The organism is Sphingomonas sp. UNC305MFCol5.2 (genome assembly GCF_000712135.1).
In the GTDB taxonomy this organism is placed as follows: Bacteria; Pseudomonadota; Alphaproteobacteria; order Sphingomonadales; family Sphingomonadaceae; genus Sphingomonas.
The window spans coordinates 1,377,784-1,397,178 of the sequence record NZ_JOOE01000001.1 but is presented as its reverse complement, the minus strand read 5'-3'; the positions used below and the strand labels follow the sequence as shown (position 1 = coordinate 1,397,178).

Sequence of the window (19,395 nt, the reverse complement as noted above, 5' to 3'; positions counted from 1 at the left end):
GCGCCGGAGTATGATTCGGCGTACAGGTCGGGCCGGGGGAGACCGATCATGCGTGGAATGTTTTTGCTCGCGGGACTCTCGATCGCGGCGCCTGTGCTTGCCGTGCCTACCAGCGTCACGCCTTTCGAGATTGCGCTCCCCGGCACCAGCGCCGCCGCCGAGCCGGGGCTGGCGGGAACCGTCGTCAACGACACGCTCGTGCCTTTTTCGGTAGTGAGCGCAACCATGCCGGCCAGTGGAACGGTGCAGGTCAGGACCGTGCGCGGCGCCGATGGCAAGCTCAGCTTCTACTGGAAGATCAACAACGCCGCTGCATCCAAGGCGCAGGTGACCGCGCTCTATATTTCCGGCTTCCCGAAAGCGGTCTATGACGCCAACTGGCGCAAGGACGGGCTGGGCAGCGTCGCGCCGACCAAGGTTCAGGGCGGGTTCGCGTTCGACTTCAAATCCTGGCTGTACGGCTTCACTTTCGGCAACGCGATCAAACCGGGCGAGAGTTCACGCTTCTTTTTCCTGCGCAGCGATGCAGTGACGGCGGTGCCGTCCACCGCCCGCATCAGCACCGGCGGGGGCGTAAGCGCCGACTTCGCGGTGCTGGCGCCCGCCGGTTGAACGTGCGCCTCGGCTGACGGCCAGCCGAACGCATCCGCCTTTGCCGATGCTGGCGGCGAGTAGGGCGCGACCCTATGTGGCCGATGCACTGAGCGGAGGCGAGCATGGCACGGGTTGCGAGAATCGAAATGACGGGCGGACCCGAGGTGATCGGCTGGGCGGATGTCGACCTGCCGCCGCCGGGGCCGGGCGAAGTGCGGATGCGCAACACCGCGGTGGGCCTCAATTTCATCGACATCTATTTCCGCTCGGGGCTGTATCCGGTGCCGCTGCCGAGCGGGCTCGGCCAGGAAGCGGCCGGCGTGGTCGAGGCGCTGGGCGAGGGCGTCACCGGATTCGCGCCGGGCGATCGCGTGGCGACCTTCGGACCGCCGATCGGCGCTTATGCGACCGAGCGCAACCTGCCGGCATCGTCCTTGTTCAAGCTGCCCGACACGATCGATGACGAGACTGCGGCAGCGATGTTGCTCAAGGGGTGCACCGCCGAGTTCCTCGTCGAGCGCTGCGCCCGGGTGCAGCCGGGCTGGCCGGTGCTCGTCCACGCCGCGGCGGGCGGAGTGGGCCAGATCCTCGTCCAATGGCTCAAGGCGGTCGGGGCGGAGGTGATCGGGACGGTCGGGACCGAGGCCAAGGTCGCGGTGGCGCGCGCCGCGGGGGCGGATCATGTCTTGCTGTCGCGCTCCGACGATATCGGCGCCCGGGTGCGCGAGATCACCGGCGGCGCGGGCGTTGCCGTGGTGTTCGACGGCGTCGGCAAGGCGACTTGGGAAGCGTCGCTGTTGGCGACGCGGCGGCGCGGCCTGATCGTCAGCTATGGCAATGCCAGCGGCCCGGTCGAGGGGGTGCGCCTGGGGGCGCTCGCCAGCCATGGCTCGCTGTTCGTCAGCAGGCCGACATCGTTCGACTATTATAAGACTCCCGAGGAACGCGCGGCGGGCGCGGGGCGGCTGTTCGCGATGCTGGAAAGCGGAGCGGTGCGCGCCGTGATCGGCCAGCGTTTCGCACTGGCGGACGTCGCCGCCGCGCATGCGGCGCTGGAGGCGGGCAAAACGACCGGATCGACGGTGCTGCTCCCCTGACCAGCCCCATGGTAACAATGTCGACCAATCATCCAAGCTATTGTTTTGGCGGCAATATGCAGGGGCGGTCGGGCGACTGAGACATTTATATAGGAGTAAGCGTGCCAGTCCGATTACAAGCGATATCCTATATTTTACTTCAGATTCGCAAGTGTTCCCCAATAATATGTACCGGAAAGGGACCGACAATAGCCGATTCTTCCCCGCCTCGCAGTCATCGCTGACACCTCTTGCTTGTTGCAGGTTTTTCCCTGTGCTAATTCGCGACGCAGGTGTCGCCGGGGGTTCGACAACGTCCGCTCCAGACGGACGTGCGAACGCGCACGTTTAATGGGAGCGCCCGCTACTGATCGCAGCGGGTGGACGGGGGAACATCGATGCGTAAATCCAGCAAGGCACGGCTATTTTCGACGTGCCTGACCGGAGCTATCCTCGCGGCGGCGTCGCCCGCCTGGGGACAAACCAGCGACGCCCCGACCTGGAAACCGCGCGCGGAGGTCGATGCCCAAGTCGGCAAGGACATCGGCGTCTCGACTTCGCTGTTCGCGCCGATCGCGCAGAACGATTCGAGCCTCGTCTATGTCGACGGCCGCATCGGTTACGACCAGCGTTTCGACCGTAACGGCTCCGCCACCGTCGGCGCGCGCTTCCGCGTCGGCGAGGATGCCGCGATCGGCGTCAATGCCGGTGCCGACTTCTACCGTTCGGACATCGGCTCGCGCGATCAGGCGGCGGTGTCGATGGGGCTCGAGGGCTTCACTTCGGTGTTCGACGCCCGCGTCAACTACCGGTTGCCGCTCAGCAAGACCCGGACGATCGGCTATATCGATCCCGCGGCCTCGGGCTCGGCCGCCCTGGTGCTCGAGAACAACCGGCTGATCGAGCGACATAGCGGGTTCCGGCTCGAGGCGGTTCCGCTCCAGGGGTTCAATGGCGAGGCGGGCGTGCGCCTGCCGGTGGGCGGCAATGCGAGCATCCGCGGCTCGGTGGGCGGCTTCGACTATTGGGACAAGGACGCCGACCAGAATTACCGCGGCATCCGCGGCGGGCTCGAGATGGATATCGAGGACCGCGACAGCGGCGCGCGCTTCACCTTCGGCGGGACGGTCGAGCACGACAACCGCTTCGGCACCGATGCGCGCGCGACGGTGCGGCTTTCGGTTCCGTTCGGCGGCCGTTCGGGCGACCGCGGCGCCGCGCCGACCGGTCTCGACCGGCAGATGGGCGATCGCGTACGCCGCGATTACGTCGCGCGTTCGGGCAGCCGCTACCGGGACCTGACGACCAGCCGCTTCGCTGTCGATGCGCGCACGGGCAACGAGTTCGGCGGCTTCTATTATGCGAGCGGGACGGGCGTCGCGGGCGCGGCGGGAACGCTGGCCACGCCGACGACGATCAACGATGCCGTGACTCGCGCGGGCGCCAATGGCGTCGTAGTGGCGCTCGGCAGCGGCGGCAACATCACCACGGCCGGCGTGACGCTGGCCACCAATCAATATCTGCTCGGCGGCGCGGGCGCAGTCGATGTGCGCCTGCTCAACGGCAGCACCACTCAGTTCGCGCTGGGCGGCACCAACGGCGTGATCGTCGGCAGCAATGCCGCGAGCGCCGCGGTGACGCTCGGCCAGGGATCGGTGGTGCGCGACGTCACCGTGCGCGGTGCCGGCGTGGGCATCGCCGCGAACGGCGTCGGCGGCTTCGCGCTCGATCGGGTGATCGTCGAGAATACCGGCGGCGCGGGCATTTCGCTGACCAACACGTTGGGTGCGGTGGCGCTCACCGGGCTGACCGTGCGCGGCGGCGCGGGCGCGGGCGTGCTCGTCAATGGCGGCAGCAGCGTCAGCCTCGCCAACTCGACGATCTCGGGCGGCGCGGGCGCGGTCGACATCAACGATGGCGGCGCCAACCTTGCGGTCGCGCTTTCGGGGCTGACGCTCTCGGCGACCGGCGGCAACGTGCTCGACATCGACGGATCGGGCCCGGGCACGGTCACGGTGACGGGACTTTCGGGGATCACGATCCGCGGCGGCACCGGCGAGACCGGGGGCCTCAGCGTCCGCTCGGCGACCTTCGACGCCAATACCACCACGGCGGGAATCCAGACGGTCAATGCGGGCCGGATGGAAGTCGGCACCACCGCCGCGCGCGTGAACGGGCAGGGCGTCTTCCTCACCGACGTCACCGGCAGTCTGAGCTTCAGCGATCTCGATATCGCCAACAGCGGCGCCACGGGCCTTCGCGTCGTCAATTCCAAGGTCAACAGCTTCACCCTGGCGACGCTGGACGGCACGATCGACACCGTCGGCGGTACGGCGGCGGACCTCGATCCGCTGGTGATCGACCTCAATTTCGCCAGCATCAGCTCGGTCGGGGCGACCGGCCCGGGCGTGATCCTCAACACCGTCCAGGGCGGCGGGACCGGCGGCAACGCGCTCACCATCGGCACGCTCACGATCTCGAACAGCGGCGGCGACGGGCTAGTCATCCTCAACTCGACCGGTCTGGTGCGCGTCAACGGCGGCGCGATCACCAACAGCGGCGGCAGCTCGGTCCGGATCGGCACGCAGGGCGTCGCCGGGAGCGGCGGCACCGCCAATCTGGTGTTCGGCGCGTCGATCACCGATGCGGCGGGCACCGCGCCGATCGTGGCGATCTTCAGCACCGGCGGCACGATCAGCTTCACCGGACCGATCAGCGGCAGCGGCGGCATCCGGGTCCAGGACACGCTGGCCGGTTCGCCGATCACGTTCGGCGCGATCACGCTCACCGGCACCGTGGGTGACGCGATCACGCTCGACAACCTTGCCGGCTCGATCAACTTCGCCGGACTGGTGACGATCGCCAATCCGGGCGCGCGGGGCATCGTCATCGGCAACGTGCCGGGCGGCGTCACGTTCGGCAATGTCGACATCACCGGGCTGGGCAATTTCACCGGCCTCGACGTGACCGGCGCGCACGGCAACGTGCTGTTCAACACGCTCGACATCACCGGGACCGGCGGGGGCAAGGGCATCGACGTCACCGGATCGACCAACGCCGGCAACGTGATCGTCCTCAACGGCAGCATCATCCAGGGCGTGAACATCGGCGTCGATCTGACCCAGGCCAACATGACCGGTCAGTTCCGCTATGGCGACGGCGATGCGACGGTGCTGGGCAGCACGATCTCCGCCACCACGCCGCTGGTCATCGCGCTGATGAACGCTTCCAACGGAAGCTATAATTTCGCCGACGTCAGACTGGTGGGCGACACTTCGAACCTCACCGGCGCGGGCTTCACTGCCTATTACGCCAAGGTCGGCGCGACCGGCGCGGGCACGCGCAGCGATCCAGGCAGCCTTGCCGGCGCCGACGCCTCCACCGCGCAATATATCGTGCTGCTCAACGATCCGGCGGGCGGGCAGGACGTGTTCGACGCGGCGAGCGCGGGCGGGTCGTTCGACCTCGCCGCCGGCCAGTCGCTGGTCAGCTTCCTGAACGGTGATTTCTTCGCGGTCAGCGGCGCGAGCCTGCCGGCGAATCTGACGGTCTCGGGCATCGGCCCCGCCGGGATCACCAATGTCTATGCGGGCTCGGGCGCCGCGATATTGACGACCAGCGCCGCCGGGTCGGCAACGGTCAACCTCGCCAGTAACAGCACGATCGACGGACTCGTCATTCGCAATGCCGGCGGCGACGTCGGCGTCGAGGGCAGCGGCGTCAGCAACGCCCGGATCCTCAATTCGAACATCTCGGGCGCGACCGGCGCGATCGCGATCAGCGACGGCGGTGCGACCAGCTCGGTGCAGCTGCTCCATCTCGATCTCGCTTCGGCGACGGGCACGACGCTTGCGCTCAGCGGCGCTGGCGCGGGCACGCTGACGGTTTCGGGCGCCGACGTGGACATTGCCGCGACGGGGACCAGCGCGGCGCTGTCGCTCACCCAGGTGACGTCGGGCGGGCTCGGCTTCGGCACGATCGCCAGCGACATTTCAGCGACCGGCGCGGTGACGCTCCAGAACGTCACCGGCGGCAACGTGGTGGTCGGCAGCATTGTAGTGGGCGGCACTGCGGCGGGCGCGGGCGTCTCGATCAGCGACAGCAGCAGCGCCGTCGTCATCCAGTCGATCGGCGTGAATGGCAGCGCGGGCGATTCAGTCCAGCTTGCCAACAACAGCGGCGCGATCACCATCGGTGCGATCACCGCGAGCGGCGGCGGCGGCGATGGCGTCGCGCTGACGGACAATGGCGCAGTCACGATCGGGTCGCTCCTGGTGGGCGGCGTCGCCGGCACCGGCCTCGACATCGTCCAGAACAGCCTGGGCACCGTCACCATCGGCGGCGGCGTGATAACGGGCGTTCCCACCGGCGTTTCGATCGATGGCGTCGCCACCGGCGCCGCGGTGTCGATCGGTAGCCTGAACGTCAATGGCACCTCCGGCAGCGGCATCACGCTCGCCAATATCGACGGAAGCGTCACCTTCACCGGGATCACCAACATTTCCGGCGCGGGCACCTCCGGCATCGTGTTCGGCGCGGGCAGTGCCGGATCGATTGCGTTCGGCGATGTGAACATCACGGGCTTCGGCGCCGGCCGGCGCGGAGTCGATGCGCGTGCCGCCTCCGGCACGATCAGCTTCAACACGCTCGACATCACGGGCAGCTCGACCACGGGCACGCGCGGCATCGATCTGACCGGTGCGACGTTCGGAACCAGCTTCACCACCACCGAGAGCAGCAGCATCACCGGCGTCGGCATCGGCGTCGACCTGACCAACGCCGCGATCACCGGCAGCTTCCGCTATGGCGACGGCTCGAACACCGACGCCGATGGCGCGGCTTCGACGATCAATGCCGTCACGCCGATCGTCATCACGGGCATCAATGCCGGGACGGGCAGCTACAATTTCCTCGACGTCGCGCTCACTGGCGACACCAGTACGTTGACGACCTCCGCTACGCTTTATTTCGTCAAGGCGGGCGCCAGCGGCGTCGGCACGATCGCCGATCCGGGCAGCCTGGCCGGGGCCGAGGCATCGGCGGCGAACACCGTCATCCTGCTCAACGACCCCACGGGCGGGCAGGACATTCTCGACGCGGCCGGTGCGGGCGGTTCGTTCGACCTTGCGGCCGGGCGCACCTTGCTGAGCTTCCTGGCGGGCAACACGCTGACCTTGCCAGGTGGCGCACCATCCAACGTGCTGCTGTTCGGCATCCCGCAGGGCCAGATCAGCAATCCCTTTGCAGGATCGGGCGCACCGATCCTGACCACCACCACCGCCGGCGCGAGCACGGTGACGCTGGGGGGGAACAACCTTCTCGACGGGCTGCTCATCGGCAGCGGCGTCGGCGGCATCGGCGTCTCGGGCAGCGGCGTCGCCAACATCACGCTGCGCAACAGCACTATTTCCGGTCCGGCGGGCGCGATCGCGCTCGACGACGGCGGCCTGAACGCGACCGTCGCGCTGAGCAACCTGACGCTGTCGTCCAGCGGCGGAACCGTAGTGAATCTGGATGGCACCGGCGGCGGCGTGCTGGCGGTGACCTCGCTGAACAACATCATCGTCCAGGGCGGCAATGGCGAGACGGACGGCTTCTATGCCGAGGGCGTGCTGTTCGATGCCGATCTCGCCACCGCCGGAGTGCAGACGGTGACCGGTTCGCTGAGCATCGGCACCGCGGGCGCGCGCGTGAACGGCGGCGGCTTCGTCGTCGATGCGAGCGACGGCAGCCTCGACCTGACAAGTCTCACCGTGTTCAACGCCAACGATGTCGGCGTCGTGCTGAGCAGCAATCTCGCGCTGACCGCAAGGGTCCGCACGGGCTCGATCGACACGTTCGGCGGCGGTGCGCTGATTGCGGTCAACGCGGCGGTGACGCTCGACTTCGCCAGCATCACCGCCGTCGACGGCGGCATCGCCACGGCCAACACCTCCGCCGCCGATCCGACGCGACCGGTGCTCCATGTCGGCACGCTGAATCTCACCGACGGCGGACTGATCCTCGGCGGCAGCGGCGATTATGTGATCGACCATGGCTCGATCACCGACAACGTCTTTGTCGCGACGCTCCTCACCGGTGCGGTCAATCTCGATTACGCCGGCGACATTACCACGGGCATCGGGGCGGCGGCTACCATCGCCACCTTCTCGCACACCGGCACCGCGAGCTTCCACGACGGCACGATCGACGTGACGGGCGGCGACGGTTTCCAGTTTTTCGACGCCGACGGCACCTATTCGTTCACCGGCACCACCACGCTCCACGGCGGCGATGCCGGGATCAACGTCGCGAATGGCTCCTCCGGCACATTCTTCTTCGGCGCGGGCACCAGCGTCACGGACGGCGCGGTCGCGAACTTCGTGCTGCAGAATTCGGACGCCGACGTCACCTATCTCGGCAGCCTCAGCCAGAGCCTCAACACCGACAATTTCGTTGTGGCCGGCCAGACCGGCGGCGTGCTCGATTTCTCGCAGGCGACGGTCAGCGCGAGCGCAGGCACGGGGCTGCTCTTCGAGGATGCCGACGGCACGAGCATATTGGGCGATGTGCAGCTTTCGGGCGGAACCGGCATAGCGATCATCACCGACTCGGCGGGCACGATCAACTTCGGCAATGTCGACATCACCGGAATCGGCGCCAACCAGACCGGGGCCGATCTTACCGGCGCGCTGGGCAATGTGACGTTCCAGACGCTCGATATCACCGGCGTTTCGGCCGTGGGCAGCAAGGGCATCGACCTCACCGGCTCGACCTCCGCGGCGAATATCATCATCAACGAGAGCAGCACGATCACCGGCGTAGGGATCGGCGTCGACCTCACCAACGCCGCGATCACCGGCAATTTCCGGTTCGGCGACGGATCGAACACCGATGCCGACGGTGCGGCCTCGACGATCAGCGCCACCGTGCCGATCGAGATCGCGGGCCTCAACGGCGGCGTGGGCACCTATGACTTCGCCGATGTCGTGCTGACCGGCGACACCAGCGGGCTTACTACCAACAAGACGGTCTTCTGGGTGCAGGCGGGCGCGACGGGCGCGGGCACGCGCAGCGATCCGGGCAGCCTTGCGGCGGCCGAGGCCTCGGGCGCGGATGTCATCGTCCTGCTCGATACCCAGATCGCCGGGCAGGACCTGATCGACGGTGCGTCCGCCGGCGGCGGACTGGACCTTGCGGCCAATCAGAGCCTGCTGAGCTTCCTCAACGGCGACACGCTCGCCGTCGGCGGCGGCGCACCGGCCAATCTGCTGCTGTTCGGGATCTCTGGCGGCTCGGTCACCAATCCCTATGCGGGATCAGGCGCGCCCTTGCTCACCACCACCCAGGCCGGCGCGACCACGGTCAACCTGGCTTCGGGGTCGCTGATCGACGGCGTCGTCATCGGCAATCTCGACTGGAAGGGTGTGTTCGGCGCCGGCGTCACCGGTGTCACGATCCGCAACAGCGTGATCTTTGGCGGGGTCAACGCGATCCAGATCATCGACAGTGGCGCCGCCGCGGACATCGCGCTCAGCAATCTCGATCTTTCAAGCAGCACCGGCCATGTACTTTCGCTGATCGGCAGCGGCGGCGGGCAGCTGTCCGTCACCGCGCTGAACGACATCACCATTCGCGGCGGCAACATGGGCAGCGGCCTCTACAGCGAGGACGTGGTGTTCGATGCCGATCTGGTGACGGCCGGTGCCCAGGCGGTGGTCGGCACGCTCGATATCGGCAGCGCATCGAGCCGAGTGGGCGCCTCGGGACTGGTGCTCGACGGCGCCGGCGGCTTGCTCAGTCTCACCACGACCGTCTTCAACACCAATGGCGACGGCATTTTCGCTGAGGGCGGGGCCGGGGGCTTCACGCTGACCATCACCGGCGGGACCGTGGATACCGGTCTGGTGGCAGCGGCGGGATCGGCGCTCAACCTGTCCGACCTTTCGGCCGACATCCAGCTCGCCGATATCACCTATTCCGGCACCGATTCCGGCGTGTGGGCCAACAATGTGACCGGCGTCGGAACTGGCGGCCGAGCACTCGACGTCACCCAGCTCAGCGTCGCGGCAGGGGCCGATACGGGCGTCTCGCTCCTCGGCACGACGAGCGGGATCTTCAGCTTCGGCAGCGCCTCGTCGATCGTCGGCACTACGGTCGCCGGCGTCGAGCTCGCCAATACCGGTGCCGGCGCGTTTAACTATGCGGGCGGGATCACCGGCATCACCGCCGGGACATTGGTCTCGGTGAGCAACGGCGACATCGACAACGCCGTATTCACCGGCACGCTAGGCGCGACCGGCGGCAACGGGCTGCGGTTCGACAATGCCGATGGCAGCTACACATTCCTGGGATCGGTGACGCTCAACGGCGGCGATGCCGGAATCGACATCGTCAACGGTTCGGGCGGGGACTTCACCTTCGGTGCGGGCACCTCGATTACCAGCCCGACCGGCACTGGATTGAATGTCCAGAATTCGACTGCGGACATCACCTATTCCGGCAACCTGACCTATGCGACGGCGGGCCAGCTCGCGATCCAGGTCGTCAACCACGCGGGCGGCACGATCACCTTCCAGGCGGGCACGATCAGCGCGACCAATGGCACAGGGGTCCGCCTCAACAATGCCGACGGGACCTATGATTTTGCAGGCGCCATGTCGTTGGGCGGCAGCTCCGGAGGCATCACGATCGAGGCCGGCTCGGCTGGCACCTTCAGCTTCGGCGCCGGCACCAACGTCAACTCGATGCTGGGTGGCCTGACCGTCATTGGTTCGCAGGCCAACATCACTTATTCGGGCACTCTCACGTCCAATGCACCTGCGACCCCCGAAGTCGTCCGCGCGGCGTCCGACCAGAGCACGATCAACCTGACTGCGGCCACCCTCAATGTCACCAATGGTTTCGGCATTAGTTTCGACGATGCCGACGGAACCTATCTGTTCGGAGCGGTGGGGCTTTCCGGTGGTGCGCGGATCGCGATCATCAACGATTCGGATGGCGCCTTCACCTTCAGCGATGTCGACATTACCGGCCTCGGCGCCAACCAAACCGCCGTCAACCTCATCGGCGCGACCGGCAACGTTACCTTCAACACGCTCGACATCACCGGTGCTTCTACGGTCGGCAGCAAGGGCATCGACCTTACCGGCAACACCGGCACCGGCGACATCGTCGTCACCAACAGCAGCACGATCACCGGCGTCGGCATAGGCGTCGATCTGACCAACGCGTCGCGCCCCGGCCTCTTCCAATATGGCGACGGCGAGAGCGCGATCGACGTGGCGTCGACGATCACGGCCACCACGCCGCTCGTCATCACCGGCCTGAACGGCGGAACGGGGACCTACAATTTCGCCGACGTGAATCTCGTCGGTGACACCAGCGGCCTCGCGACCACTGCGACGGTCTACTACGTGCTCGCCGGCGCGAGCGGCAGCGGTACGCTCGGCGATCCGGGCAGCCTTGCCGGCGCCGAAGCGGCCGCGGCCGACATCATCATCCTGCTGAATGACCCGACGGGCGGGCAGGACGTGCTCGATGCGCTCGGCTCCAACGGCAACGACACGCTTCAACTCGACGCCAACCAGGCGCTGCGCAGCTTCCTCAATGGCGATACGATCACGCTGCCCGGCGGCGCGCCAGCCAACGTGATCCTCACCGGCGTCGTGACCGGACAGGTCACCAATCCTTATGCCGGATCGGGCGCACCGATCCTCACCACCACCGGTGCCGCCAACACAGTAACGCTGGCCAACAACAGCCTGATCGACGGCGTGGTGATCCAGAGTGCGAGCGGCTTTGCCGGCGTATATGGCAGCGGACTCGCCACCGTCACGCTTTCCAATGCCACGCTCTCGGGTACCGGCACGGCGCTCCGGCTTCTCGACGGCGGAGCGGCTGCGACGGCCACGCTCACCAATCTCAGCCTCTCGGCGTCCGGCGGCAACGCCGCAGTGGAATTCAGCGGCGCGGGCGCCGGCAGCCTGACCGTGACCGGTTCGGGACTCAATGTGTCGCACAGCGGTTCGGGTTCGCTGCTCACGATCGCCGACATCCTCGTCGGCGGCGGCAATCTGAGCTTCGGTACCGTTGCGTCGACCGCTTCGGGTGCCGGTGTCGACCTCGGCTCGGTGGCCGGCCTCGGCACGCTCAGCTTCGGCAGCATCACCGTTGCGGGCGCTTCCGGTTCGGGAGTCGCGCTCCACAATTCGAGCGCCACGGTGAACCTTGGCAACGTGACCGTATCGGGGGCTGCGGGCGCGGGCATCCAGCTGACTTCGAACAGTGGCGCCACCACGATCGGCGCCATCGACATCAGTTCGAGCGCAACGGGCATCGCGGCGAGCGGTCTCACGAGCACATTGACCGTGGGCGACGGCACGATCGACGGCGCGACCACGGCGGGTATCCTGCTCGGGGCCGGTAACACGGTTCTGCTCAGCTTCGGTAATATCGACATTACTGCACTGCAGACCGGCGCGCGCGGTGTCGATGCGCGCCTGACCGGAGGATCCAACGTCTATTTCGAGACGCTCGACATCAGCGGCGCCTCGGCCACCGGAACGCGCGGCATCGATCTCACCGGCAATACCGGGCTCGGCAATTTCACTGTCAACGAGAGCAGCACGATCACCGGGGTCGGCATCGGCGTCGACCTCACCAATGCGTCGCGCACCGGTGGTTTCCGCTACGGCGATGGCTCGAACGTGGATGCTGACCTCGCCGCTTCGACGATCAACGCCACCACGCCGATCGTCATCGCAGGGCTCAACGGCGCCGCGGGGACCTACGACTTCCGCGACGCGACGCTGGTGGGCGACACCAGCCCGCTCGAGGTCAGCGCCTTCTTCGTCCGTGCCGGCGCCACCGGCGTGGGCAGCAGGTCGGATCCGGGCAGCCTCGCCGCCGCGGACGCGTCGACCGCAAGCTTCATCGTCCTGCTCGACACGCAGGCAGGGGCCGGCAGCTTCGACACGATCTCGGGCACGCTGACGCTGGCGAACAACCAATCTTTGCTCAGCTTCCGCGACACCGACACCTTCAATGTCGGTGGCGGCGCGCCGGCGAACGTGTTCGTGTTCAACGTCACCACCGGCACGATCACCAACCCCAACAGCGGCTCGGGGGCTCCGTTGCTCACCTCCACCGATGCCACCGGCACAGTGCAGCTCGCCGGCACCAGCGTGATCGACGGCGTCGCGGTCTCGAACACCGGCACCGGTGCGGGCATCTATGCCAACGGCACCGCGGGCATCGCGACGATCCGCAACAGCACGATCTCGGGCGGCGGCGCGGCGGTGGACATCCGCTCGGGCGCACTGGTGCGGACGGTCAATCTCCAAAACCTGACGCTCGCCAATGCCGGCAACCAGGCGGGCGCGCTGCTCAACCTCAACGGCACCGGCGGCACGCTGACGGTCACCGGTATGTCGAACCTGTCGATCAATACCGCCGGCGGCGAGACTGCGGGTCTGGTGTTCAACACCGTGACCTTCGACAGCGATCTCGCGACCGGCGGCATCCAGGCAGTCAATGCCGGCGCGCTGACCATCGGCACCACCGGCGCGCGCGCGCAGGGCGACGGCCTCAGCCTGACCAATGTGTCGGGCGCGCTGACCTTCACCGATCTCGATATCGCCAACACTGGCGGCACCGGCCTGCTCGTCGCCAATTCGAAGGCGAACAGCTTCCTGCTGACCACGCTGGACGGCTCGGTCGACACCACCAGCGGCACCGCGGTCAATCTCGACCCGCTGACCGTGAGCATGACGCTGTCGAGCGTCACCGCGACCAACGGCGCTTATGGCATCCAGCTGGATCAGGTCGAGGGCTTCTTCACCGTCACCGGCGCAGTCAACGTCACCAACGCCACGATCGCGGGCATCGCGGTCGAGAACAACACCGGCCAGATCGACGCGCTCGACGCGACCTTCAACGGCGCGGTCACGATCAACAACACGGTCGGCGCCGGCCTGTCGCTCACCAACAATGCCGGTGCCACGATCATCTTCGGGGGCGGCGGCACCGGCGTGGATGTGGTGACCACCGGCGGCGCGGCCCTCACTGCTTCGGGCGGCACGCTCAGCATCGCTGGTTCGGGCAATTCGCTGACCAGCGCCACCGGCACGACGCTGGCGCTGAACGGCATTACGATCGGTGCGCCCGGCATCAACTTTGGCAGCGTGAGCGCGAACGGCGCGGCCTCGGCGGTGGTGCTCACCGGCGTGACCGCCACGGGCGGCGGCGCGATCAATCTCGGCACCGTCAATCTTCAGGGAATCACCAGCCGCGGGATCGACATCAACACCGCGCTTAGCGCGGCGCTGTCGATCACCGATCTCGATATCGGCCTCAACAACACGACTGCCATCGCATTCGACCTGAACGGCGCCACGCTGTCGGCGGCGATCACCGCGGGCGATTTCGACGTGACCAATTCGGCGGCGGCGGGCACCAGCATCGCGGTCGATTTGCGCGGCACGACGGGCGGGCAGGTCGTCCGGCTCGGCGACGCCGCGGTGGGCGGAGCATCGTCGTCGATCTCCGGTGTCAACACCGGCGTCTGGCTCGATGCCGCGACCAACGTGGCCTTCACCTATGGCGACGGCGAATCCGCGACGGACGGCAGTTCGACTATCTCGGCGGGGACCGGGATCAACGCAGCGTCCGCACCCACGCTAGGGAGCTACAATTTCACCGACGTGACCTTCGGCGCGAGCCCTGGCCTCGGCTTCGGGGTCGGCCGCACCTGGTTCGTCGATTCAGACGGTGCGACCGGCGGCGGCAACGGATCGGGCGCGGACGGCGCCAATCCGATGACGCTGGCGGCAGCCGAACTCGCGCTCGCCACCACCGACGTGATCGTGCTCGTCAACAACGGCATCGCGATCAGCGCCGCTGGATCGAACGGCAACGATACGCTCGCACTGCTTGCCGACACTCAGGTCCGCGGCTTCGGCCAAGGACCGCTCGCGCTCACGTTGACCGTACCCTCGACGATCCTGCTTTCGAGCAACACGATCAACATCGCCGATCCCACCGGCAATGGTGCGGCGACGCTGACCTCGGCGGCGGGCACCAACGTGATCACGCTGGGCGCCAGCGGCAATCGGATCTCGGGCTTCATCCTCGACGGAGCACCCGGCGGCGCGCTGCGCGGGATCATCGACAATGGCGGCGCCACCGGAACGGTCGTCAATTTCATGACGATCCGGAATTTCGCCGCGGTGGGCGGCTATGGCGTGGAGATCACGCCGTCGACCAACACCGTGATCGACAACGTCACCTTCACCGGCAACACCAACGACATATTGCTCAACGCCGCCGGCAGCACGATCAGCAACGTTGCCGCGATCGGGGCGACCGGCACCTCGATCACGCTCGACAACGCCACGGGCACCACCGCACTGACCAACGTCAACATCAGCGGCGCGGCGACCGGCCTGTCGTTCACCAATGGCGCGGGCACGATCAACGCGACCAATGTCGACATCGGCGGCGCGGCGACCTCGGCACTGGTCGTGAGCGGCGGCACTGCCAGCTTCAATTTCGACGCGGCAAGCTCGATCGTCCAGGCGGCGGGCGGGCTGACGCTGAACTTCACCGGCAATCACACCATCGGCACCTTCGCCTTCGCCGGACTGATCAACGCTACCAGCGGCAACGGCATGCAGTTCAGCAATGCCGACGGCACCTACAATTTCACCGGCACTACGACGCTCAACGGCGGCAATGCCGGGATCGACATCTATAACGGCGCGACCGGCACCTTCGCCTTCGGCTCGGGAACGACACTGACGCACAACGGGGCAGGCAACGCGTTCGTGCTGCTCAGCGGCGCCAACCTGACCTTCGACGGCACGATCACCGACAATGACGGTGTCGCTGTCGAGATCGACGGGCATGATGCCGGCACCGCGACCTTCAACGGCGCGATCAGCAGCAGCATCGCCAATGCCAGCAACGTGATCTCGGTGGTCAACAGCAATGGCGGCGCGATCAACTTCAATGGCCAGATGGCGATCGCCAGCACCGGCACCGCAATCAGCCTGTCGGGCAATCAGGGCGCGACGATCACCTTCAACGCCGGCGGCACCGGGCTCGACATCACCGGCACTACCAACACCGCGATGATCGTCACCGGCGGCGGCACGGTGAACGTCCAGGGCAGCGGCAATTCGATCACCACGACCAGCGGCACCTTGCTCAGCATCACCGATACCGGCGGCACGGCGACGGCGGTCGATCTGTCCTTCGCCTCGGCGAGCAACACCAGCGGCGCCAACGGCGTGTTCGTCCAGCGCACCGGTGCCGGCACGATCACCGGCACGGTCAATATCGGCGGAGGCGCGATCACCGCCACCACCCGCGGCGTCTCGCTCGCCGGCGACGCGCTCAACTTCACCTATGGCGGTACGATCACTACGAGCGGCGCTGCGTCGCGCTCGTTCGAAGCGACCAACCGCACCGGCGGCACCGCGACGCTATCGGGCAATCTCACCGATACGAGCCTCGGCATCAGCATCGCCAACAACACCGGAGGCACCGTCAGCTTCACTGGCCAGACGATCAGCCTCAACACGGGCGCGAACAATGCCGTGACGCTGAGCAACAATGCTGGCGCGACGGTCAACTTCGCACCCTTGGTCGGCGGCAACGGCCTCGATATCGTCACCACCAGCGGCGCGGGCTTCAGCGCGACCGGCGGCGGGACGGTGACCGTCACCGGTACCGGGAACACCATCCAGACCACGACCGGCCAGGTCATCAATCTCACTGGAGTGAGCGCCGGCGCCGGCGGCATCAACTTCGCGTCGCTGCAGAACACCGGCACGGTCGCCGGCATCGCGATCAACCTCAACAATCTCGACAGCGTCGGCGGCGGCGGGTTCAGCGGCGGCACCACCAGCGTCGCCGCGACCAGCGGCGGCAATGACGGCATCTTCATCGGCAACGGCTCGGCCGCCAATGTCAGCTTCGGCGCGACCACGATCGGCACCGGCACGGTCTCCGGCGACGGCATCGAGATCAACGGGGCGGGCAACGGGACCGTGACCTTCACCAGCGTCACGATCAACAACACCACGGCCCACGGCGTCTCGGTCGTCGGCGCGGCGGGCGCGACCGGCGCGATCGCGATCAACGGCGGCACGATCGGCGCCGGGGTCGGCGGCGACGGAGTCAATGTCACTGGCGGCAGCGGCAACGTCACCGTCGCCGCATCGATCACCAAGACCAGCGCCGGCAATGTCGTCGAGGTCAGCAGCCATACCGGCGGTGCCGTGGCCTTCTCCGGAAACATCTCCGCGACCGGTGGCGCCGCCAACGGCATCCTCCTCAACAACAACACCGGCGGCACCATCGCCTTCTCGGGCGCCACCAAGACGCTCAGCACCGGCACCACCAACGCGATCCAGTTCGACAACACCGCCGGAACCGGCGCCGCGGTGTCGTTCACCGGCGGCAATCTCGATATCGACACCACCAGCGGGCGCGGGATCACCGGCACCTCGACCACGGCAGGCGCGGGCTCGCTGACAATCACCGGCGCCAACAACACGATCACGTCGGTTGGCGGGATCGCGCTGAACCTCGTCAACACCAACATCGGGGCGGGCGGGCTCAACTTCCTGTCGATCGCGGCGAACGGCGGCACGCGAGGCATCGTGCTCAATACTACCGGCGGCGCAGGCGGGCTCACGATCACCGGCACCGGCACCACTGATGGATCGGGCGGTACGATCCAGAACATCACCCAGCGCGGGATCGAATTGCTCAACACCGCTCTGGTCAACATCAGCAATCTGAATCTGACCAGCGCCAGCACCACCAATGGCGCCGCAGGCGATGACTTCGATCACACCGGCGCCAATGCCGCGATCTTCATGAACGGTGTCGCCACCGCGGTGTTCGAGAACATCAACATCACCGGCACCATCGCCGACAACGGCATCGTCGGCATCAACGTCAGCAACTTCCAGCTCAACAACAGCCTGATCACGGGCGCAGGCAACGGCGCGCACGAGAGCGGCATCGAGTTCACCAACCTCTCGGGCACGTCGTCGCTCACCAACACCGAGATCGCGCTGTCGGAAACCAACAGCCTCGACATCGTCAATACCGACGTGAACCTCAACCTGACCCTGAACAACGTGATCTTCCGCGATACTCAGAGCAGCGCCATCGGCGAAGGTGGCCTGCAGTTCCGGAGCTTCAGCGTTGCCGCCGGCACGCCGACGACAAACATCGACGTCATCGACAGCGATTTCCTGCGTCTGTTGACTCAGGGCATCCAGATAGTCGGCGAGGACGATTCGATCGTGAATGTAGACATCGTCAACAATGTGATCGACAGCCAGGCCGGTTTGGGCGCGGGCATCGACATCAACGGCAACGATACCGCGACGGTGAACTTCAACGTCAACGGCAACACGATCCAGTCGCGTGAAGGGCACGGGATCAACATCACGTCGTTCCTCGATTCGAACGTGATGGGCCGCGCCAACGGCAATACGATCACGGCCAACGTCATCGGCGCAGGCCTCCGCTTCATCGCGCAGGAAACCTCGAACATGATTGTCGAGGCCCGCAACAACAATGTCACCCTGGCTGCCGGCAGTACGGCCAACTACGCGGTAGAGGCGCAGGCGCGCTTCAACACGGCGCGGCTCGATATCACGCTCGACAACAACAACATCCAGTCCACTGCCGCGCAGGTCGCGGACATCGGCATCACGTCGGGCTCGTCCACAGCCGGCGAATCCAACCAGGTCTATGCCGACATCCGCAATAACGATATCCTGGCCGGAGGGCCGACCACCCAGTTGCGGCTGCGCGTGTCCGACCTTTCGAACACCAACCGGCTGTTCTTGACGGGCTTCGTCGAAGGCGGCGCCGGCCTCGACGACGACGCGATCGCGACCTGGAACGCCAAGGGCAACACCCCGACCGCCACCACGGCGAACATCAACGTGAGCCTGACCGGTACTGCGGTGGCGCCATCGGCGGGGACGGCATTGACGCCGACCAACCCGGTGCCCTGAGCACATTTTGGCGCCGGCCGCGTGCCGGAGGGACAGGGAAGCGCAGCCGAGAGGCCGCGCTTCCTGCGTTCAGCAGCTGAAAGGCCTGGAGATCAGCGCGGCGCGGGCGGGGGTGCCGCAGGCCGTGCAGGCGCGGGGGCCGGCGGCAATGGGCTCTTGTCGAGCGCCGTGAGCCCAGCCGGAAAGTCCCTGAGGGTCACCGGCACGATGATCCGCTGGCCATTGCCGGCGGTGAATCCGATCTTGAGCGTCTTGCCGTCGCGCATCGCCGCCAGCGTCGCCGCATCGATGGGTGTCCCGGTGTAAGCGCCGTTCTGGTCGCTGGTCTGCACCACCAGCGGCTTCTCCGCCGCTTCGTCGACCTGAACGCTGACGCCGCGCGGGAACAAAACGCCGTGCGGAAGCGCGATCGTCATATTGTGTCCGGCCTGCGGGGTGCGCTGCAGGATCACCGTCAGCAGCCTTTGCTTCTGTTCGCCGGCCAGCAGATTCTGGACGAGGCTGCACGGCTGATTGGCGGCTGGAGCCGGGGCGGGAGTGGGGCTCGCCGCCGGCGCCGGGCTGCATACCAGCTGCCATGCGGGGCCCGCAGCCTGAGGTGCCGCCGGAGCGGCGGCGGGGGCGGGGGCGGGCGACGTCTGGGCCTGCGCTCCGAACGCCATCCAGCTTGCGCTTGCCGCCAGCACTGCCACGATCGTCAT

4 protein-coding genes are annotated in these 19,395 nt (G+C 67.0%); 3 read left to right on the top strand and 1 reads right to left on the bottom strand.

The features are described from left to right. Positions 1–48 precede the first annotated feature (48 nt). The 3 genes from BR78_RS0106630 to BR78_RS20410 all read left to right on the top strand — a co-directional run bounded on the left by BR78_RS0106630 (position 49) and on the right by BR78_RS20410 (position 18,694). A complete protein-coding gene (locus tag BR78_RS0106630) occupies positions 49–612 on the top strand; it encodes a hypothetical protein (RefSeq protein ID WP_156022236.1) in 564 nt (187 codons plus the stop codon). 104 nt (positions 613–716) lie between these two features. After that, the gene (locus BR78_RS0106625) at positions 717–1,691 is read left to right on the top strand and encodes a quinone oxidoreductase family protein (protein ID WP_025560004.1); all 975 of its coding nucleotides are present in this window, start codon (positions 717–719) and stop codon (positions 1,689–1,691) included. Positions 1,692–2,068: 377 nt separating this feature from the next. Further along, positions 2,069–18,694, top strand: a complete 16,626-nt coding sequence (locus BR78_RS20410; RefSeq protein WP_025560005.1) for a hypothetical protein — start codon at positions 2,069–2,071, stop codon at positions 18,692–18,694. 92 nt (positions 18,695–18,786) lie between these two features. On the opposite strand, the gene BR78_RS20875 is transcribed toward BR78_RS20410, so the two are convergent. After that, on the bottom strand, positions 18,787–19,395 hold the full coding sequence (locus BR78_RS20875; RefSeq protein WP_025587110.1) for an invasion associated locus B family protein: 609 nt from the start codon (positions 19,393–19,395) through the stop codon (positions 18,787–18,789).

What these genes read in the sequence shown, in the direction of transcription:
- BR78_RS0106625 (WP_025560004.1), top strand. Translation starts at nt 717, where the DNA reads ATGGCACGGGTTGCGAGAATCGAAATGACGGGCGGACCCGAGGTGATC.
- BR78_RS0106630 (WP_156022236.1), top strand. Translation starts at nt 49, where the DNA reads ATGCGTGGAATGTTTTTGCTCGCGGGACTCTCGATCGCGGCGCCTGTG.
- BR78_RS20875 (WP_025587110.1), bottom strand. Translation starts at nt 19,395, where the DNA reads ATGACGATCGTGGCAGTGCTGGCGGCAAGCGCAAGCTGGATGGCGTTC.
- BR78_RS20410 (WP_025560005.1), top strand. Translation starts at nt 2,069, where the DNA reads ATGCGTAAATCCAGCAAGGCACGGCTATTTTCGACGTGCCTGACCGGA.